This is a genomic window from Micromonospora marina, from assembly GCF_900091565.1.
Taxonomy (GTDB): domain Bacteria; phylum Actinomycetota; class Actinomycetes; order Mycobacteriales; family Micromonosporaceae; genus Micromonospora; species Micromonospora marina.
In genome coordinates this window covers 95,792-114,897 of sequence record NZ_FMCV01000019.1, presented here as the reverse complement: position 1 = coordinate 114,897, position 19,106 = coordinate 95,792, and the positions used below count along the sequence as shown (strand labels likewise).

Annotated in this window: 17 protein-coding genes and 2 pseudogenes; 8 read left to right on the top strand and 11 right to left on the bottom strand. The window is 71.5% G+C overall.

Annotated features, from left to right (window positions below):
• Positions 1-255 precede the first annotated feature (255 nt).
• Complete coding sequence (locus tag GA0070215_RS20640; RefSeq protein WP_244167077.1) at positions 256-1,176, bottom strand: DUF2268 domain-containing putative Zn-dependent protease; 921 nt, start codon at positions 1,174-1,176, stop codon at positions 256-258.
• A 17-nt stretch (positions 1,177-1,193) separates the two neighbouring features.
• Positions 1,194-4,727, bottom strand: coding sequence for a DNA polymerase III subunit alpha (dnaE, locus tag GA0070215_RS20635; protein WP_091048732.1), 3,534 nt, complete (start codon positions 4,725-4,727; stop codon positions 1,194-1,196).
• A gap of 184 nt (positions 4,728-4,911) precedes the next feature.
• Here dnaE and GA0070215_RS20630 point away from each other — a divergent pair, with 184 nt between their 5' ends.
• Positions 4,912-5,253: a PadR family transcriptional regulator gene (locus tag GA0070215_RS20630; protein WP_018785021.1), complete on the top strand. Its 342-nt coding sequence runs from the start codon at positions 4,912-4,914 to the stop codon at positions 5,251-5,253.
• Positions 5,250-6,191: a permease prefix domain 1-containing protein gene (locus GA0070215_RS20625; protein ID WP_091048729.1), complete on the top strand. Its 942-nt coding sequence runs from the start codon at positions 5,250-5,252 to the stop codon at positions 6,189-6,191. Before GA0070215_RS20630 ends, GA0070215_RS20625 begins: the two co-directional genes overlap by 4 nt.
• Positions 6,192-6,410: 219 nt before the next feature.
• Here the strand turns inward: GA0070215_RS20625 and GA0070215_RS20615 are convergent, their stop codons facing one another.
• Complete coding sequence (locus GA0070215_RS20615) at positions 6,411-7,769, bottom strand: RNA-guided endonuclease InsQ/TnpB family protein (protein WP_244167076.1); 1,359 nt, start codon at positions 7,767-7,769, stop codon at positions 6,411-6,413.
• 14 nt (positions 7,770-7,783) lie between these two features.
• On the opposite strand from GA0070215_RS20615, the pseudogene tnpA reads away from it, so the two are divergent.
• The 5 genes and pseudogenes from tnpA (at position 7,784) to GA0070215_RS20590 (ending at position 12,305) form a co-directional block, all read left to right on the top strand.
• Positions 7,784-8,201 (top strand): annotated as a pseudogene (gene tnpA, locus GA0070215_RS20610) (IS200/IS605 family transposase).
• A 110-nt stretch (positions 8,202-8,311) separates the two neighbouring features.
• Complete coding sequence (locus GA0070215_RS20605) at positions 8,312-9,598, top strand: sensor histidine kinase (RefSeq protein WP_018785018.1); 1,287 nt, start codon at positions 8,312-8,314, stop codon at positions 9,596-9,598.
• A complete protein-coding gene (locus GA0070215_RS20600) occupies positions 9,595-10,272 on the top strand; it encodes a response regulator (protein ID WP_018785017.1) in 678 nt (225 codons plus the stop codon). The genes GA0070215_RS20605 and GA0070215_RS20600 overlap by 4 nt, the downstream gene beginning before the upstream one ends.
• Before the next feature lie 81 nt (positions 10,273-10,353).
• Positions 10,354-11,247 carry an ABC transporter ATP-binding protein gene (locus GA0070215_RS20595; RefSeq protein ID WP_018785016.1) on the top strand — a complete coding sequence of 298 codons (894 nt, stop codon included), beginning with the start codon at positions 10,354-10,356 and terminating at the stop codon, positions 11,245-11,247.
• Positions 11,244-12,305 (top strand): ABC transporter permease, encoded by a 1,062-nt coding sequence (locus GA0070215_RS20590; protein ID WP_091048721.1) that lies wholly within the window; start codon positions 11,244-11,246, stop codon positions 12,303-12,305. Before GA0070215_RS20595 ends, GA0070215_RS20590 begins: the two co-directional genes overlap by 4 nt.
• A 32-nt stretch (positions 12,306-12,337) precedes the next feature.
• On the opposite strand, the gene GA0070215_RS29865 is transcribed toward GA0070215_RS20590, so the two are convergent.
• Positions 12,338-12,532 carry a UTRA domain-containing protein gene (locus tag GA0070215_RS29865; RefSeq protein WP_377469097.1) on the bottom strand — a complete coding sequence of 65 codons (195 nt, stop codon included), beginning with the start codon at positions 12,530-12,532 and terminating at the stop codon, positions 12,338-12,340.
• A 57-nt stretch (positions 12,533-12,589) separates the two neighbouring features.
• Here GA0070215_RS29865 and GA0070215_RS29235 point away from each other — a divergent pair.
• Positions 12,590-12,835 (top strand): annotated as a pseudogene (locus GA0070215_RS29235) (hypothetical protein); the annotation flags it as partial.
• Between the two features lie 170 nt (positions 12,836-13,005).
• Here the strand turns inward: GA0070215_RS29235 and GA0070215_RS20580 are convergent.
• From GA0070215_RS20580 to pgsA, 7 genes are all read right to left on the bottom strand, one after another.
• Positions 13,006-13,755, bottom strand: coding sequence for a YebC/PmpR family DNA-binding transcriptional regulator (locus GA0070215_RS20580; RefSeq protein WP_018785014.1), 750 nt, complete (start codon positions 13,753-13,755; stop codon positions 13,006-13,008).
• A 226-nt stretch (positions 13,756-13,981) separates the two neighbouring features.
• Positions 13,982-14,587, bottom strand: coding sequence for a pyridoxal 5'-phosphate synthase glutaminase subunit PdxT (gene pdxT, locus GA0070215_RS20575; protein WP_018785013.1), 606 nt, complete (start codon positions 14,585-14,587; stop codon positions 13,982-13,984).
• A 73-nt stretch (positions 14,588-14,660) separates the two neighbouring features.
• Entirely contained in the window at positions 14,661-15,572 is a 912-nt protein-coding gene (gene pdxS / locus GA0070215_RS20570) for a pyridoxal 5'-phosphate synthase lyase subunit PdxS (RefSeq protein ID WP_091048715.1), read from the bottom strand.
• A 126-nt stretch (positions 15,573-15,698) separates the two neighbouring features.
• On the bottom strand, positions 15,699-16,202 hold the full coding sequence (locus tag GA0070215_RS20565) for a hypothetical protein (RefSeq protein WP_081635906.1): 504 nt from the start codon (positions 16,200-16,202) through the stop codon (positions 15,699-15,701).
• A gap of 83 nt (positions 16,203-16,285) precedes the next feature.
• Positions 16,286-17,446: a glycosyltransferase family 4 protein gene (locus GA0070215_RS20560; RefSeq protein WP_091048709.1), complete on the bottom strand. Its 1,161-nt coding sequence runs from the start codon at positions 17,444-17,446 to the stop codon at positions 16,286-16,288.
• A 9-nt stretch (positions 17,447-17,455) separates the two neighbouring features.
• Positions 17,456-18,385 carry a phosphatidylinositol mannoside acyltransferase gene (locus GA0070215_RS20555; protein WP_091048705.1) on the bottom strand — a complete coding sequence of 310 codons (930 nt, stop codon included), beginning with the start codon at positions 18,383-18,385 and terminating at the stop codon, positions 17,456-17,458.
• Positions 18,382-19,002 (bottom strand): phosphatidylinositol phosphate synthase, encoded by a 621-nt coding sequence (gene pgsA / locus GA0070215_RS20550; RefSeq protein ID WP_018785008.1) that lies wholly within the window; start codon positions 19,000-19,002, stop codon positions 18,382-18,384. Before pgsA ends, GA0070215_RS20555 begins: the two co-directional genes overlap by 4 nt.
• Positions 19,003-19,106 lie beyond the last annotated feature (104 nt).

Below are 19,106 nucleotides of genomic sequence, written 5' to 3'. Positions count from 1 at the left end.
CCCGTGGCCCCATCCACCCCCTCACCCCCTCACCCCCTCACGATCTTGCAGTTTCGGCCCGGGCGAATGGTGCAACCCCGCCAGACGCGGGGCCGAAACTGCAAGATCGCGGAGTAGGGGGAGCGGGCGGGGTGGGTGGGCGGAAAGCGCGAGATCGCGGGGTGCGGCGGCGAGCCGGAGGCCGCCATCCCAGCGCCTTCGCCCGGACGATCATGATGTTGGCGGCGTTCGTGGTCCGATCTGTCGCCGCCGACTTCATGATCGTCGCGGCGGGGGGAGGTCGGTCAGGGCCTCGGCCATCTCGGCTCGTACCCTCGGCAGGGGCCAGGTGGACAGGTCCTTCAGGGTGTAATGGCGGCGCAGGCGCCGTACCGCGGTCAGGCCGACCAGGTAGCCGCAGCGTTTGGGCAGGCCGCCGGCCAGCGGCGAGTCCCGCATCAGGAAGTACGGGGCGTGGTGGTCGGCGTCGGTGGCGCCGAGGTCGGCGCGTACCCGGCGCAGGATCTCCGGCCACCGGCGGCGGCACTCGTCGAGCCACCGCCGGTGGCCGGGGCGGCCGAACCAGAGGTACGCCTCGTCCGGCCGGCCGGTGTCGAGTTCCGCAGTGACCTGCGTGGCGAGCCCTTCGGTGAACAACGCGTTCGCCACCCCGTGCTCGGGCCAGTCGCGGATCGCGGCGCCGCGGTCGTGCACCACGTGCGCCGCCTCGTGCCGGACCAGCAGGTCGAGGTCCTCCGGCGGCCCGAGTTGCTCCACGGCGAGGAAGAGCGCGTACCTGCCGTTCAGTTCACCGGCCCAGCCGTTTGCCTGGTTCAGCCCGACCAGCACGACGCACTCGACCGGCCCGCCGTCGCCGGACCAGCCGAGCGCGCCGGCCACCGCCGCGACAGCGTCGGGCAGCGCCGCGCGTACCGTCTCGGCTCTCGCCGCCAGGTCGGCGGCGCGGTCGCGGAGCCCGTCCAGGACGGATGCCACGCCGGTGGCGTCGGACCAGTCGCCGTCGCGGCGCAGCGCCCGCACCACGTCGGGGTGCCCGGCCAGGTAGCGGGAGGTCCACGACTCCGGCGGGCCGGACCTCCGGGCGCAGGCGAGGAAGTCGGGCACCAGGTCGCGGACGCGCAGCAGGTCGGTGGGCGGCATCCGCACGATGCTGCCCGGCCGTGGCGCGCCGGGCAAGATCGCGACGGTACGGGTCAGCTCACGTTGGCCGGGCCGAGGACGCTCTTCAGGTCACCCATCAGCGCGGTGGTCGGCGCGACCCGGAACGGGCCGAGGCGCAGCGTGGTCACCTTGCCGCCGTTGAGCAGCTTGACGTGCACCTCGGTGTCGCCGGGATGCAGCACGAGCGTCTCCTTGAGCCGTTCCACGAGCGGCGGCGTGCAGCGGTGCACCGGGATGGTGAGCGTGACCGGCTTGTTGGCCGGGTTGCTGCTGATGTCCGGCATGGACATGTCCATCGCCATGATGCGCGGGGTGTCGTCGCGCCGGTCCACCCGGCCCTTGACCACCACGATCGCGTCCTCGGCGATGTACTGCCCGATCACCTCGTACGTGTTCGGGAAGAACAGCGTCTCCACGCCACCGGCCAGGTCTTCGAGCGTGGCCGACGCCCAGGCGCGGCCCTGCTTGGTGACCCGCCGCTGCACGCCGGAGAGGATGCCGGCGAGCGTGACGACCGCGCCGTCGGGCACGGTGCCCTCCTCGGACAGCGCGGCGATCGTGGTGTCCGCCGCCGCGCCGAGCACGTGTTCCAGGCCGAACAGCGGGTGGTCGGAGACGTACAGGCCGAGCATCTCGCGCTCGAACGCGAGCTTGTCGCGCTTGTCCCACTCCCCCTCGCCGATGACCGGCATGACAGTGGTGGTGCCGCCGGTCTCCGCCTCGCCGAAGCCGGCGCCGAACAGGTCGTACTGGCCGACCGCCTCCTTGCGCTTGACGTCGGCGTACGCGTCGATCGCGTCGGCGTGCACCGCCAGCAGGCCCTTGCGCGGGTGCTGGAGCGAGTCGAACGCCCCGGCCTTGATCAGCGATTCGATGGTCTTCTTGTTGCAGACCACGGCGTCGACCTTGGACAGGAAGTCGTAGAAGTCGGCGTAGTCGCCCTTCTCCTCGCGGCACCGCATGATCGAGGCGACCACGTTCGCGCCGACGTTGCGCACCGCGCCGAGACCGAAGCGGATCTCCTTGCCGACCGGGGTGAACGGCCCGGCGGAGGTGTTCACGTCCGGCGGGAGCACCTGGATGCGCATCCGGCGGCACTCGGACAGGTACATGGCCATCTTGTCCTTGTCGTCACCGACTGAGGTGAGCAGGGCGGCCATGTACTCGGCCGGGTAGTGCGCCTTGAGGTACGCGGTCCAGTAGGAGACCAGGCCGTACGCGGCGGAGTGTGCCTTGTTGAAGGCGTAGCCGGCGAACGGGACCAGCACGTCCCACACGGCCTGGATGGCCTCGTCGGAGTAGCCGCGCTCGCGGCAGCCGTCCCGGAACGGGATGAACTCCTTGTCGAGGATCTCCTTCTTCTTCTTGCCCATCGCCCGGCGCAGCAGGTCGGCCTGGCCGAGCGTGTAGCCGGCGAGGATCTGCGCGGCGCGCTGCACCTGCTCCTGGTAGACGATCAGGCCGTACGTGGGCGCGAGGATCTCGCGCAGCGGCTCCTCCAGCTCCGGGTGGATCGGGGTGATCTCCTGGAGCCCGTTCTTGCGCAGCGCGTAGTTGGTGTGCGAGTCCACGCCCATCGGCCCGGGCCGGTAGAGCGCCAGGACGGCGGAGATGTCCTCGAAGTTGTCCGGCTTCATCAGCCGCAGCAGCGAGCGCATCGGCCCGCCGTCGAGCTGGAACACGCCGAGCGTGTCGCCGCGGGCCAGCAACTCGTACGCCGCCTTGTCATCAAGCGGCAGGCCGAGCAGGTCCAGTTCCCGGCCGTGGTTGAGCTGGATGTTCTTCACCGCGTCGTCGATGATCGTCAGGTTGCGCAGGCCGAGGAAGTCCATCTTCAGCAGCCCGAGCGACTCGCAGGTCGGGTAGTCGAACTGCGTGATGATGACGCCGTCGGAGTCGCGCCGCATCAGCGGGATGTGCTCGATGATCGGCTCGGCGGACATGATGACGCCGGCGGCGTGCACACCGGTCTGCCGGATCAGGCCCTCGATGCCCTTGGCGGTCTCGATGACCTTCTTGACGTCCGGGTCGGACTCGTAGAGGCCGCGGATCTCGCCCGCCTCGGCGTAGCGGGGGTGCTTGGGGTCGAAGATGCCGGACAGCGGGATGTCCTTGCCCATCACCGCCGGAGGCATGGCCTTGGTGATCCGGTCGCCGACCGCGTACGGGTAGCCGAGCACCCGGGCCGAGTCCTTGATCGCGGCCTTCGCCTTGATCGTGCCGAACGTGGCGATCTGCGCGACCTTGTCCTCGCCCCACTTGTCGGTGACGTACTTGATGACCTCACCGCGCCGGCGCTCGTCGAAGTCGATGTCGACATCCGGCATGGAGACGCGCTCGGGGTTGAGGAACCGCTCGAAGATCAGGCCGTGCGGGATCGGGTCGAGGTCGGTGATGCCCAGCGCGTACGCCACCAGCGAGCCGGCCGCCGAGCCACGCCCCGGGCCGACCGCGATGCCCTGGCTCTTGGCCCACTGGATGAAGTCGGCGACCACGAGGAAGTACGACGGGAAGCCCATCTGGATGATGACGCCCAGCTCGTACTCGGCCTGGACGACGTGGCCCTCGGGGATGCCGCCGGGGAAGCGGCGTGCCAGCCCGGCGAACGTCTCCTTGCGGAACCAGGACTCCTCGGTCTCGCCCTCGGGGATCGGGAACCGCGGCATCAGGTTGTGGAACGTGAACATGCCGGCCGGGTCGACCTTCTCGGCCACCAGCAGCGTGTTGCGGCAGCCCTGCTGCCACAGCTCGGAGGAGTCGACGGCGCGCATCTGGTCGGCGGACTTGACGAAGTAGCCGCCGCCTTCGAACCGGAACCGGTTCGGGTCGGCCACGTTGCTGCCGGTCTGTACGCAGAGCAGCACGTCGTGCGCCTCGGCCTGCGCCTCGTGGGTGTAGTGCGAGTCGTTCGTGACCACCGGCGGGATGTCGAGCTTGCGGGCGATCTCGGTGAGCCCGTCGCGGACCCGGCGCTCGATGTCGAGGCCGTGATCCATGATCTCCAGGAAGTAGTTGTCCTTGCCGAAGATGTCCTGGTACGCGGCGGCGACCTTGAGCGCCTCGTCGAACTGGCCCAGCCGCAGCCGGGTCTGCACCGCACCGGACGGGCAGCCGGTGGTGGCCATGATGCCCTCGGCGTGCTCGGCGATCAGCTCCATGTCCATCCGGGGCCACTTCACGTAGTGGCCCTCCATGGAGGCGCGGGAGTTGAGCTTGAACAGGTTGTGCAGGCCGTCGCGGTTGGCCGCCCACATGGTCATGTGGGTGATCGCGCCGTTGCCGGAGACGTCGTCGCTCTTCTGCTCGGGGCGGCCCCACTTGACCCGGGCCTTGTGGAAGCGCGACTCGGGCGCGACGTACGCCTCGACGCCGAGGATGGGCCTGACCCCGGCGTCCATGGCCTGCTTGTAGAAGTCGTTCGCGCCGTGCATGTTGCCGTGGTCGGTGATCGCCACCGCCGGCATGCCGAGCCGCGCCGCCTCGGCGAAGAGGTCCTTGAGCCGGGCCGCCCCGTCGAGCATCGAGTACTCGGTGTGTACGTGCAGATGCGCGAACGAATCGCCCATGCGTGGCGCCCCCCGGGTTGTGGATCAAGCTGCGTCGGAGTCGACCGGCCCACCCTACCGAGGTGGTCGTGCGGGCTCCACCGTCCACACCGGGGGTGGCGCGGGTCTCTCCGGCCGGCCGATGTGCGGCGCGCGATGTTCTATTCTCTTGCAATAGTGTGTGCCACACACTATCGTGTTGAGCATGGTCAGCGACGAGGTCCTCCGGACCCACCTTCAGGAGCTACGACGCGGCACCGTGGTGGTGGCCAGCCTGGTCGCCCTGCGCCGCCCCGACTACGGATACGCCCTGCTGCAACGGCTGGCCGCACACGGCTTCGCGGTCGACGCCAACACGCTCTACCCGCTGCTGCGCCGACTCGAGGACCAGGGCCTGCTGACCAGCGAGTGGAACACCGAGGAGAGCCGGCCGCGCAAGTTCTACCGGACCAGCGACGACGGCGAGACCGTCCTGAACCGGCTGCTCGACGACATGACCGCGGTGCGGACGTCCGTCACCGACCTGATCGAAGGAGCGGAACGATGAGTTCCCTGACCGACCGTTACGTCGCCGCCACCATGCGGGCCGTGCCCGCGCAACGCCGTCTGGAACTCGCCGAGGAGCTGCGCGGCTCCATCGCCGACATGATCGACGACCGGACCTCGGGCGGGCAGGACCACGCCTCCGCCGAGCGCGAGGTGCTCACCGAGCTGGGCCACCCGGAGAAGCTCGCGGCGCGCTACAGCGACCGCACCCTGCAACTGATCGGCCCACGCTACTACCTGCTCTGGTGGCGGCTGCTGCGGCAGCTGCTCACGTACATCCCGGCGATCGTGGGTGTGCTCTCCGGCCTCGCCAAGGCGCTGCTCGACGGCGAGCCGGGCGCGGCGATCGGCACGGCGGTCGTGGCCGCGATGCAGACCGCGGTCCAGATCGCGTTCTGGGTCACGCTGGCGTTCGCCGTGCTGGAACGCACCCGCACACCGCTCGGCCTGCCCGAGTGGACCGTCGACCAGCTTGCCGAGGAGAGCCGGGAACGGCAGATCAGCCACTCCGACAGCATCGCCTCGGCGGTGTTCCTGCTCGCCACCGTCGGCTTCCTGATCGGTCAGCACTTCCAGCGCTGGACCACCGACGACGGCTCCCGGATGGCGGTGCTCGACCCGGCGCTCTGGAGCTTCTGGCTGCCGGCCCTGATCGTGGTGCTGCTGGCCACCGTCGGCCTGGAGATCGCCAAGTACCGGGCCGGGCGGTGGACCTGGCCGCTGGTCGCCGTCAACGCGGTGCTCAACGTGGCCTTCGCCGCCCCGGTGCTCTGGCTGCTCGGCACCGACCGGCTGCTCAACCCCGAGCTGGTCGAGCGGTTCGCCTGGCTGCGCGACGGCGGCACGGACCAGGTCGCCCGGGTGACCGCCGCCGTGGTCGTGCTCGTCGCGATCTGGGACGTGACCGAGAGCGCGGTCAAGGCCCGCCGCGCCGCCTGAGCCGGCACGGCCCGGCACGCCCCGTCGAGGGCGGGCCGGGCCTTCCGGGTACGCGGGCAGTCAGGCCGCCGCCCGCCACTCGCGGGCCAGCAGCGCGTAGACCACCTCGTCGGTCCACTCCCCCTTGACGAACTCGTTCTCCCGCAGGTGCGCGTATCCCCGGCCGTGTGATCGGGGTGCGCCACGTACCCGATCTCGCCCTGCCGGTGCCCGCCAGCGTCACCGCCAGGTTGAGCACGTCGCCGGGAGCGCGCAACGCGGTCCGCCGGACCAGCCGGTCGATCGCGGCCCGGGCGGCCGTGTCGTCGTCGTACGGCTCGTGGCAGAGTTGACATCCTCTCCGCCCTGAAGGACGGAGATTCCCTCCACGCTGCGCGTGGAACACGCGGCGTCCGGGTGGGTTACCGCTTCGTTGCGCGGTGCCGGGACGAGTCCCGGTCTTATCTGCGCTCCACGGTCGTTTCGACTCTCCGCCTGTCCGGCGGCGAGCACGTTGATCGCGGCGTTGACGTCCCGGTCGTGGTGACTGCCGCAGGGGCAGTCCCACGTCCGGACGTTGAGCGCCGTCTTCTCGTTGATCCGCCCACAGTCGGAGCACATGCGGGTGGACGGGAAGAACCGGTTCACCCGGCCGAAGATGCGCCCGTACCGGGCGGCCTTGTACTCCAACATGGCGGTGAAGCTCGCCCAGCCGGCGTCGTGGACGGACTTGGCGAGCCGGGTCCGGCCGAGACCGACGACGCACAGATTCTCGACGTACACCGCTTGGTTCTCGCGGATGATCTGCGTCGAGAGCTTGTGTTGCCAGTCCCGCCGGGTGTCGGCCACCCGGGCGTGCGCCCTGGCGACCTTCACGACGGCCTTGCTGCGGTTCTGACTCCCGCGCTGCTTGCGCGAGAGATCCTGTTGCAGACGCTTGAGCTTGCGCGCGGTCCGGCGCAGGAACTTCGGCGCGGCGACCTTCGTGCCGTCGGACATGACGGCGAAGTGGGTCAGGCCCAGGTCGATACCGATCTCAGACTCGACCGGCGGCAACGCCTCGTCGGCCACCTGGACGACGAACGACGCGAAGTACCGGCCCGCCGCGTCCCGGATGATCGCCACACTGGACGGGTCCGAGGGCAGGGTCCGCGACCAGCGGACCGCGAGGTCGCCGATCTTCGGCAGGCGCAGCCGCCCGTTGTCCAGGACCTTGAACCGGGAGTTCTTCGTGAACCGGATGGCCTGCCGGTTGTCCTTGCGGAACCGGAACCGGGGCGGGGCCACCGTGCGGCCCTTGCGCTTGCCCGACAGCGAGTTGAAGAAGTTGCGGTAGGCGGTGTTCAGATCGGCAAGGGCCTGCTGCAACACCACCGCCGAGACCTCGCCCAGCCACGCCCGCTCCGGCGTCAGCTTCGCCTCGGTGATCAGGCGGCGCGACAGTTCCCCGTCGGAAATGTACTTCTCGCCCGCCTCCCGGGCCTGCTGACGCAGGCGCAGCCCGTCGTTGAACACCACCCGCGCACACCCGAACGCCCGCGCCAGCTCGATCTGCTGGCCAGGCGTCGGATAGACGCGGACGTTGTACCGGAGCTGCACGAAAAGAACTGTATATGGCAGAACTTGAAGGCATCCGCACTGGTAGACCCCTGTGCTTTTACGATGCATGTTCACATGGTTTTTGTAACGAAGTTCCAGCACAAGGTGCTCGCCGACCGGCACCTGACCCGCATGGAACAGGTCATGCGGGACGTGTGCGCCGACTTCGAGGCGGATCTGGTCGAGTTCAACGGCGAGAACAACCACGTCCACCTGCTCGTGAACCACCCACCCAAGGTGGCAGTGACCCGCCTGGTCAACTCCCTCAAGGGCGTGTCCTCGCGCCGTCTGCGGCAGGAGTTCCCCGACCTCGTGCGGCACTACTACCGGGCCAACAAGCTGTGGTCGGGTTCGTACTTCGCGGGCTCCGTCGGCGGGGCTCCGCTGATCATCGTGAAGCAGTACATCGAGCAGCAGAACCGCCCGGTCTAAGGCACTGCCCGGGCCTTGACGGCCCTCCCAGCGCGGGCCTTCACCCCCGGTCTGAAGGCCCGTTTCCGCCCCGGGCACCGCACCGGCGGCAGCGGTGGCATGGTCGTACGGTGAGCACCGCACCCACCACCGCCTGGCGCCGGCCGGCCCCCACGGCCGCGCAGTTCCGCGCCGACCTCTGGGTCGGGCTCGCGGTCACCGTGCTGGCCCTGTTCGAGCTGACCCTGGCGCACAGCACCGGGGCCTTCCTGCTCGGGCCGCCGCCGAGCGTCGCCGAGCAGGTCTGGTGGACGGTCGCGGTGACCGCCCCGCTGGCCGTACGGCGGCGCTGGCCCGCCGCCGTCTCGGTGGTGATCTCCATCGCCTTCGTCGCCGGGCAGGCACGGGCGATCCCGCTCGCCCAGCTCCCGTCGGGTGCGCTGTTCGCGGCCCTGTTCACGCTCGGCGCCTGGGGCGCCGACCGGCGGCTGGCCGGGCGGCTGCGGGCCGGCATCATCGTGGCGATGTTCGGCTGGCTCGCGCTGTCCCTCGCGCTGCGGGCCGACCAGATCTCGGCGGCCTCCTTCACCGACGCCGCCGGCCCGGTGCCGCCGGTGCTCGCCGCCGTGGTCAACGGCGTGTTCTACAACGTGCTGTTCTTCGGGTTCGCCTACTACTCCGGCCAGACCTCCTGGGTGGCCGCGCGCCGCCGGCACGAACTGCGGGAGCAGGCCGAGCAGTTGCGCCGCTCCCAGGTCGAGGCGCGCGAGCGCGCGGTGATGGGCGAGCGGGTCCGCATCGCCCGCGAGCTACACGACGTCATCGCCCACCACGTGTCGGTGATGGGCGTGCAGGCCGCCGCGTGCCGGCGCGTGTTCGACCGCGACCGGGACAAGGCCCGCACCGCCCTGGCCGCGATCGAGGAGACCGCCCGCACCTCGGTCGACGAGCTGCGCCGCATGCTCGGCGTGCTGCGCGACCCGGACGCCGTGGCCGGCGCGACCACGCCGGAGGACACCGCCGGCATCGACCAGGTCTCCGCGCTCGTCGACCGGGCCCGGGACACCGGGCTGCGGGCCGACCTCGGGGTGTACGGGGAACCGGTGCCGCTGCCCCGCTCGGTGTCGCAGGCGGCGTACCGGATCGTGCAGGAGGCGGTGACGAACGTGGTCAAGCACGCCCACGCCACCACGCTGGACGTGCGGATCCGCTATCTGGCGAGGGAGCTGGAGATCGACGTGAGCGACGACGGACACGGCGGCGTACCCGCAGTCGGGGACGGACTGGGCCTGATCGGCATGCGGGAGCGCGTCGCCGCGCACGGCGGTGAGGTGGAGGCCGGGCCGCGTCCCGGCGGCGGGTTCCGGGTCCGGGCCCGGATGCCGATTCCCGTCGAGGCCGCCGGGCGGGCGGCGTGAGCGCGCCGGTGCGGGTGCTGCTCGTCGACGACCAGCACCTGGTCCGGACCGGTTTCCGGGTGATCCTGGAGGTCGAGGACGACATCGAGGTGGTCGGCGAGGCCGCCGACGGGCAGCGCGCCGTGTCGATGGCGACCGCGCTGCGGCCGGACGTGGTGCTGATGGACGTGGAGATGCCGGTGCTCGACGGGCTGGAGGCCACCCGCCGGATCACCGCTGACGCGACGCCGGGCGGGCCGGCAGTGCTGATCCTCACCACGTTCGACCGCGACGACTACCTCTTCGCCGCGTTGCGTGCCGGGGCGAGCGGCTTCCTGCTCAAGAACGGCACCCCGGAGGACCTGATCGAGGCGGTCCGGGTGGTGGCGCGCGGCGAAGGGCTGATCGCGCCGGCGCTCACCCGGCGGGTGATCTCCACGTTCGCCCGTCCCGGGGCGGTGCCGCCGGACCCCCGGCACGACGCGGCCACTGCCGACCTGACTCCGCGCGAGCGGGAGGTGCTGGAACTGGTCGCGCGCGGGGCCAGCAACGCCGAGATCGCGGACGTCCTGCGCGTCGGCGAGGCGACGGTGAAGACCCACGTCAGCCGGGTGCTGGCCAAACTCGGGTTGCGCGACCGGGTGCAGGCGGTGGTGTTCGCGTACGAGCACGGGGTGGTGCGACCCGGCGGATGACGCCCGTCCGCCGCGCGACGGACCCCATGATCGCCCCGTGGTGGGACGACGGGCGCGACGGCCGGCCGTAGCGTCCGGATCATGACCAGCGTGCTCCGCCTCGACGGCGTCGACCGCAGCTTCGGCGACCGTCAGGTGCTCAAGGACGTCTCCTTCGACGTGACCGCCGGGCGCATGACCGGATTCGTCGGCGGCAACGGCGCCGGCAAGACCACCACCATGCGGATCATCCTCGGTGTGCTCGCCCCGGACGCCGGGCAGGTGACGTGGCGGGGGCGACCGCTCGCGCGCGAGGCCCGGGCCCGGTTCGGCTACATGCCTGAGGAACGCGGCCTCTACCCGAAGATGACGCCCCGCGAGCAGGTGGTCCACCTCGGCCGCCTGTACGGGCTGGACGCCGCCGGGGCGCGCCGGCGTACCGACGCGCTGCTGGAACGGGTCGGTCTCGGCGAGCGGGCCGACGACCTGCTGGAGACGCTGTCGCTGGGTAACCAGCAGCGCGCGCAGATCGCCGCCGCGCTGGTGCACGACCCGGAGGTGCTGATCCTGGACGAGCCGTTCTCCGGGCTCGACCCGCTCGCCGTCGACATGGTGGTGGCGGTGCTGCGGGAACGCGCCGCCGCCGGAGCGCCGGTGCTGTTCTCCAGCCACCAGCTCGACGTGGTGGAACGGCTCTGCGACGACCTGGTGCTCATCGCGGCCGGAACGATCCGGGCCGCGGGCGCCCGCGAGGAGTTGCGCTCCGCGTACACCCGGCCCCGCTTCTCGCTCGTGGTCGACGGCGACGCCGGCTGGCTGCGGGACCAGCCCGGCGTGCGGCTGGTCGACCTCGACGGCGCGCGCGCCGTGTTCGACCTGGACCCGCCCGCCGACGACCAGTCGGTGCTGCGCGCCGCCCTGGCCCGCGGACCGGTGCGCGCGTTCGGTCCGGTCACCCCGTCCCTCGCCGAGATCTTCCGAGAGGTCAACCAGTGAACACGCTTCAGGCCACCCGGCTGGTCGCCGCCCGCGAGATCAAGGTCAAGCTCCGCGACAAGACGTTCCTCTACAGCACGCTGATCTTCCTGCTGCTCGCGGTCGTCGCCACAGTGGCGCCGGCGATGCTGAACAGTGGCCCGTCCACAGTGGCGGTGACCGCGGCCGGAGCCGAACCGCTGCGCGCGGCCGGGCTGGACGTCATGCTGGTCGCCGACGACGGCGCGGCCGAGCAGGCGGTACGAGACGGTGATGCGGACGCCGCCGTGGTGACCGGTCCGGTCGTGGTCGCCGACGAGCGGGCCCCGGACGACGTCGTCACCGCGCTGAGCGCGGCACCGCAGGTCGAGCTGCTGGACCCGGACGCGGTCGACCCGCTCGTCGCGTACCTGGTGCCGTTCGCCTTCGCGTTCGTCTTCTTCTTCATGTCCCAGACGTTCGGGATGCAGATCGCGCAGAGCGTCACCGAGGAGAAGCAGACCCGGATCGTGGAGATCCTGGTCGCCGCCGTGCCGGCCCGGGCGCTGCTGGCCGGCAAGATCCTCGCCGCGGGCGCGCTGGCGCTGGGACAGATCGCCCTGATCGCGGCCACCGCGCTGATCGGCATGCGCCTGACCGGCGGAGGCGACCTGCTGGGGCTGATCGCACCGGCCGTCGGCTGGTTCGTGCCGTACTTCCTGTGCGGTTTCCTGCTGCTCGCGGCCATGTGGGCGGCCGCCGGGGCGCTGGTGAACCGGCAGGAGGACATCGCCGGGGCGTCCATGCCGGTCCAACTCGCGGTGATGGCGCCGTTCTTCGCTGTGGTGTTCCTCAACGACAACGCCGGCGCGATGCGGATCCTGTCGTACCTGCCGTTCTCGTCGCCCACAGCGATGCCGGTGCGGCTGTTCACCGGCGACGCGGCGGCCTGGGAGCCGATCGTGTCGCTGGCGCTGCTGCTGCTCACGGCGGCCGGGTTCCTGCTCGCCGGGGCGCGGATCTACGAGGGCTCGCTGCTGCGCACCAACGGCCGGACCTCGGTGCGGGCGGCGTGGCGGCAGCGCGAGCCGATCGGCTGACCGCGTGAGACGGCAGGCGCGCGGGGAACGGCTCAGGTCAGGTCGATGCGGTAGTCCAGACTGACGCGATCGGAAGGGATGGTGATCTCAGCAACCTCTACTACTCGATCTTCTACGTATGTCTGCCTGGTGATGATCACAACCGGCACACCTCCAGGTATGCGCAACGTCGCCGACTCGGCGCTGTTCGGCATCCTTGCGCGAACCTGCTCACGAACGGCGGTGATCGTGTGACCGAGGCTGTAGAGCTGTGACGTGTTGCCGCCTGGCCAAGGCTCGTTGCTCGGATTATTCGGTTCCGAGTCATCAGAGCCCTCGACTGGACGACGTACGACGGGTGGGCCTGGCTCGACGGTTACGAACTCGACGCGCGGGGGGAAGCCGTTGCCCGGCGAACCATCTTCGTGCAACCGGCAGGGCTGCGGCGGCCTTCGCATGTCAGTGCGAGCCGAGCGAGAGCGCCGCCCGCACACACCGAGACCCAGCCACGCCGCCCGACTTGCGGGAATGGCGTCGATACACGCAGGTGACCGAAGTCCTGGACACGTTCGCGGCGTGTCCGCGCCGACGACCATCCGGACATCGGAGATGGGTGGCGGGGGCACATGCCTCGGGTCGGTACGGCCGACGTCCTGACAGCATGCAGCAACACGGAGGGGGTTCCATGTCGGAGCCCCCTCCGTCGTTCCGGCACCGCGGGTCAGCCGACGGCGGCCATGACCTCGTCGGACACGTCGAAGTTGGCGTAGACGTTCTGCACGTCGTCGCAGTCCTCCAGCACGTCGATCAGCTTGAAGATCTTGCGCGCGCCCTCCTCGTCCAGCGGCACGTTCACGCTGGGGATGAGGGAGGACTCGGCCGACTCGTACTCGATGCCGGCGTCCTGCAGCGCGGTGCGGACCGCGACCAGGTCACCCGGCTCGGAGACCACCTCGTACGCCTCGCCGAGGTCGTTGACCTCTTCCGCGCCCGCGTCGAGGACGGCCATCATCACGTCGTCCTCGCTGGTGCCGGTCTTGGGGACGAGCACCACGCCCTTGCGGGAGAACATGTACGACACCGAGCCGGCGTCGGCCAGCGAGCCGCCGTTGCGGGTCAGCGCGGTACGCACCTCGGTGGCGGCACGGTTGCGGTTGTCGGTGAGGCACTCGATCAGCATCGCCACGCCGTTGGGGCCGTAGCCCTCGTACATGATCGTCTGCCAGTCGGCGCCGCCGGCCTCCAGGCCGGAGCCGCGCTTGACCGCGCGGTCGATGTTGTCGTTCGGAACCGAGTTCTTCTTCGCCTTCTGGATGGCGTCGTAGAGAGTCGGGTTGCCGGCCGGGTCGCCGCCGCCGGTACGGGCCGCCACCTCGACGTTCTTGATCAGCTTGGCGAACATCTTGCCGCGCTTGGCGTCGATGACCGCCTTCTTGTGCTTGGTCGTCGCCCACTTTGAGTGGCCGGACATCTGTTACCTCCGTTGCTACCCGCCGTCTGCATCGACCGCACCGCACACGCCCCGCTCCCCCGCCGGCGCACGTCGAGGTGCCGTGATCTTCGCTGGGAGCCGGCGGGCTGATGGCCCTGCCGAATCCCGGCAATCCTACCGGCGACCGGCGGGTGACTGTCACGCGCCGCACGGCAGCGCCCCGTCCGGACCGCGCGAACGGCACAACCGGGGACGGACCGGATACTCAGGAAGCGGCCCGGACGAGTTCCACGAAGGACCGGTGCAGCCGCAGGTCGCCGGTCAGCTCGGGGTGGAACGACGTGGCCAGCAGGTTGCCCTGCCGCACCGCGACGATCCGGCCCTCGGCCGGGCCCTCGGTCACCCGGCCGAGCACCTCCACGTCCGGGCCGACCCGCTCGACCCAGGGCGCCCTGATGAACACCGCGTGGAACGGGCCGCCGTCGACGCCGGTGAGCGCCACCGGCGCCTCGAACGAGTCGACCTGGCGGCCGAACGCGTTGCGCCGCACCGTCATGTCGACGCCGGCAAAGCCACGCTGGTCGGGACGGCCGTCCAGCACGTCGGCGGCCAGCATGATCATGCCGGCGCAGGAGCCGTAGACCGGCATGCCGGCGGCGATCCGCTTGTCGATCGGCTCACGCATCTCGAAGATGTCGACCAGCTTGCTGATCGTGGTCGACTCGCCCCCGGGGACCACCAGGCCGTCGACCGCGTCCAGCTCGCCCGGCCGCCGCACGGGCCGGGCGTCGGCGCCCGCCCCGGCGAGCGCGGCGACGTGCTCGCGTACGTCGCCCTGGAGGGCGAGCACACCGATCACCGGTACGGCCACGATGCTCCTTCCGCGGTGTTAAAAGGGGGCCCCGCCTCTACCGGAGGCGTTAATAGGGGGCCCCTCCTTACAATCACCAGCCGCGCTCGGCGAGGCGGTGCGGCTGGGGGATCTCGTCGACGTTGATACCGACCATCGCCTCGCCCAGCCCGCAGGAGACCTTGGCGAGCACGTCCGGGTCGTCGTGGAAAGTGGTCGCCTTGACGATCGCGGCGGCCCGCTGGGCCGGGTTGCCGGACTTGAAGATGCCCGAGCCGACGAAGACGCCCTCCGCGCCGAGCTGCATCATCATGGCCGCGTCGGCAGGGGTAGCGATGCCGCCCGCGGTGAACAGCACGACCGGCAGCTTGCCCTGCTCGGCGACCTCCTTGACCAGCTCGTACGGAGCCTGGAGCTCCTTGGCCGCGACGTACAGCTCGTCGGCGGGCAGCGTCTGGAGGCGGCGGATCTCCTGCCGGATCTGCCGCATGTGCGTGGTGGCGTTGGAGACGTCGCCGGTGCCGGCCTCGCCCTTGGAGCGGATCATCGCGGCGCCCTCGGTGATCCGGCGCAGCGCCTCGCCCAGGTTCGTCGCCCCGCACACGAACGGGACGGTGAACGCCCACTTGTCGATGTGGTTGGCGTAGTCGGCCGGGGTCAGCACCTCGGACTCGTCGACGTAGTCGACGCCGAGCGCCTGGAGGATCTGCGCCTCGACGAAGTGGCCGATGCGGGCCTTGGCCATCACCGGGATCGAGACGGCGGAGATGATGCCGTCGATCATGTCCGGGTCGCTCATCCGGGACACACCGCCCTGCGCGCGGATGTCGGCCGGCACGCGCTCCAGGGCCATGACGGCGACCGCGCCGGCGTCCTCGGCGATCTTCGCCTGCTCGGGGGTGACCACGTCCATGATCACACCGCCCTTGAGCATCTCGGCCATGCCGCGCTTCACGCGGGCGGTGCCGACGGCGGTGGCGGTGGTCGGGGCTGCGGATTCAGACACGGGACATCGCTCCTCGGCGTGCTGGGGAGGTGACTGCGCAGGAATGCTACGACCGGCGCGCCGCCGATCCGAGCGCCAATCGAACCCCCGGTGGCCTGCCGTGTGGCCCCCGTCACGCCCGGTAGGTCAGCCGGTGGTCACGTCCGCGTGCGGGGCCAGCGTGGGGTCGTCGACGTCGAAGTAGCGCGGCCACTCCCGCCCCCGCCCCATCCGGAACAACCGCACCACCGGACGCCCCCGCGCCGAGCGGGCGTCCCGGACCAGGTCGGTGTGCACCTGCCGGGCCAGTGCCAGCCGCCGGCTGGCCGCGATCACCGCCGCGCACGCCTGGTCGTCCGGGTCCAGCCGCACCGCGCGCAGCTGCCGGGTCAGGTCGTTCTCGGCCGCCTCGCGTTCCTCCGGGGCGGCGTCCAGCGCGATGCGGGCGGCGGCGTACAACTCCACGCCGTACCGCTGCTCGGCCAGGACCGCGGCGGCGGCCGCGCGGCGCAGCAGGTGCGCGTCGAGCGCGCGGGCCGCCGAGTCCGCGCGGACCTGGAGCCGCTGCACCCGGCCGGAGGTCCAGATCAGGTACGCCGAGAGCAGCCCGAGCACCGCGACCGCGCCCACCACCCACCACATGCCCGGCATCGTAGTGCTGCTCCTCATCCCGGCCGGCCGGCGCGGTGCACCGGTCGACGCGTTCGTCACAGCGGCCGCAGCGGCCACAGCGGTCAGCCCAGACCCGCCCACTCCTGGTCCATGACCCGGCCGTCGGTGGCCTCGATCGCGGCTGCGTATACCTCCAGAACGCGGCGGGCAACCACGGGCCAGTCGAAATTCGCCACCACCTGGTCGCCGCAGGCGGTCAGCCCGGCGCGGCAGCCGTCGTCGTCGAGCAGATCGGACAGCGCGGCGCCGAGCGCGGTCGCGTCGCCGGTCGGGAACAGCCGGCCGGCCCGCCCGCCGTCGAGCACCCGGCGGAACGCGTCCAGGTCGCTGGCGACGACAGTGGTGCCGGCGGCCAGCGCCTCGGTGAGGATCATCCCGAAGGACTCCCCTCCGGTGTTCGGTGCGACGTAGAGGTGCACGCTGCGCAGCATGCGTGCCTTGTCCGCCTCGGAGACCAGGCCGAGGAACGTGACCCGGTCGCGCAGACCGGCCGGGAACCGCCCGTACAACTCGTCGGCGTCGCCCGGCCCGGCGACCAGCAGGCGCAGGCCGGGGCGGTGCGGCGCCAGCGCGACGAACGCGTCCCGCAGGATCGGGAAGCCCTTGCGCGGCTCGGTGAAGCGGCCCAGGAACCCCAGTGTTCCGCCGCCGCCCGGCACGCACTCCCCCGGCCACCCCGGCAGCGGCGGCACCCCGGCGAACTTCGCCACCGCCACCCCGTTCGGGATCTCCACCGCGCCGCCGTCCATGTGCTCGACCTGCACCTTGCGGGCCAGCGCGCTCACCGCGATCCGGGCGGTGATCCGCTCCAGCACGATCTGGAGCACGCCCTGCGCGGCCGACAGCACCCGGGAGCGGGTCATCGCGGTGTGGAAGGTGGCCACCACCGGGCCACGGGCGCAGAGCACGGCCAGCATCGACAGGCTCGGCGTCAACGGCTCGTGCACGTGCAGCACGTCGAAGTCGCCCCGGGTGATCCAGCGGCGGACCCGGGCGGTGGAGACCGGGCCGAAGGCGATCCGGGCCACCGACCCGTTGTACGGCAGCGGCACCGCCCGCCCGGCGGACACCACGTACGGCGGCAGCGCCGAGTCCTCGTCGGCGGGCGCCAGCACGCTCACCTCGTGGCCGAGCCCGAGCAGCGCCTCGGCCAGGTCCATGACGTGGTTCTGCACGCCGCCCGGCACGTCGAACGAGTACGGGCACACGATGCCGACACGCACTGCGCCCCCCTAGACCGTCCCGGTGGTGGCCGGTGGCGCCGACCTGGGCGTGCCGTCCCGGCCCTGGTCCAGCCACATCCGCTGCAACATGTGCCAGTCTTGCGGATGCCGGGCGATGCCCGCCGCCAGACCGTCGGCAACCCGCTGCGTCACCGCCCGGACCCGCTCGTCGAGTGGCGCGCTGTCCGGATCCGGCAGCGGCAGCGGCCCCTCGATCGAGGCGCACGCCGCGTCCGGTTCGTACCACATCGAGGCCGCGTAGAGCGGAGCGCCGGTACGGATCGCCAGCAGTGCCGGACCGGCCGGCATCCGGGTCCGGCCGCCGAAGAAGTCCACCTCCACGCCCCGGGCGGACAGGTCCCGGTCGGCGAGCAGGGGCACCACGTAGCCGGTGCGCAGGCGGTCCACCAGCACGTCGAACGCGGGACGCGGCCCGCCGTGGTTGGGCAGGATCTCCATCCCCAGCCCTTCCCGGAACCCGACGAACCGCTCGTAGACGCCGTCCGGCAGCCGCTCGGCGACAGTGGTCATCGGCCAGCCGGTGGCCGCCACCCAGGCGCCCGCGGCGTCCCAGTTGCCGGCGTGCGGCAGCGCCACGACCGCACCCCGCCCGGCGGACACGTCGGCGGCGAGCAGTTCCTGCCCGTCGAGGCGGAACCCGGCGAGGATGTCCGTCCGGCTCAGGCCGGGCAGCCGGAACGCCTCCATCCAGTACCGGGCGTACGAGCGCAGCCCGTCGCGCACCAGCACGTCCAGTTCCGCGTCGGGCATCTCCGGGCCGACCACCCGGCGCAGGTTGGCGCGCAGCCGGCGCGTACCCCCGCCGTCCTTGCGGTGGGCGCGGTCGGCGCCCGCCCGGAAGGCCGCGACCGCGACGGGCCGGGGCAGCGCCCGGACCAGGCGCCAGCCCGCGACGAAGCCCGCCTCGGTGAGGTTCACTCGACGCCGACCCGCTGGGCCTGCCGGTACACGTGGGCCATCCGCTGGCCCACTGTGAAGATCGAGACCGCGGCGAGCAGCCAGAGCGCGATCTCCAGGGCGGGACGGACGCCGACGCCGGTGAGCAGACCGCCGACGCCGACGATGAGCAGCCGCTCGGTGCGCTCGGCGATGCCCACGTTGCAGGTCATCCCGAGGCCCTCGGCGCGGGCCTTCACGTAGGAGACCAGGCCGCCCGCGGCCAGGCAGATCAGCGCCGCCGCCACGCCCGAGTAGTCGTGCTCGGTGGCCAGCCAGTACGCGACCGCGCCGAACACCGCGCTGTCGGCGACCCGGTCCATGCTCGAGTCGAGGAACGCCCCGAACCGGGTGGACCCGCCGCTCATCCGCGCCATCGTGCCGTCGAGCAGGTCGGTGAGGGCGAAGACCGTGACGATCAGCGCGCCGGCGACCAGGTGGCCGCGCGCGCCGAAGCCGAGCGCGCCCACGAGCACACCGACGGTGCCGGTCACGGTGACCGCGTTGGGGGACACGCCCGCACGCAGCAGCGTACGGGCGATCGGCTCCACGACGCGGGTCATGCCCGCGCGGGCCGTCACTTGGAAGATCTTCGCCATGGCGGTCCCACGATAACGGCCCGCAACCGCCGGGGACACAGCCGGGCGTGCGACCCGCCCGGCGGCCCTTGTGCGGGCACCGCCGCGGGTGTGAGATCGAGCCA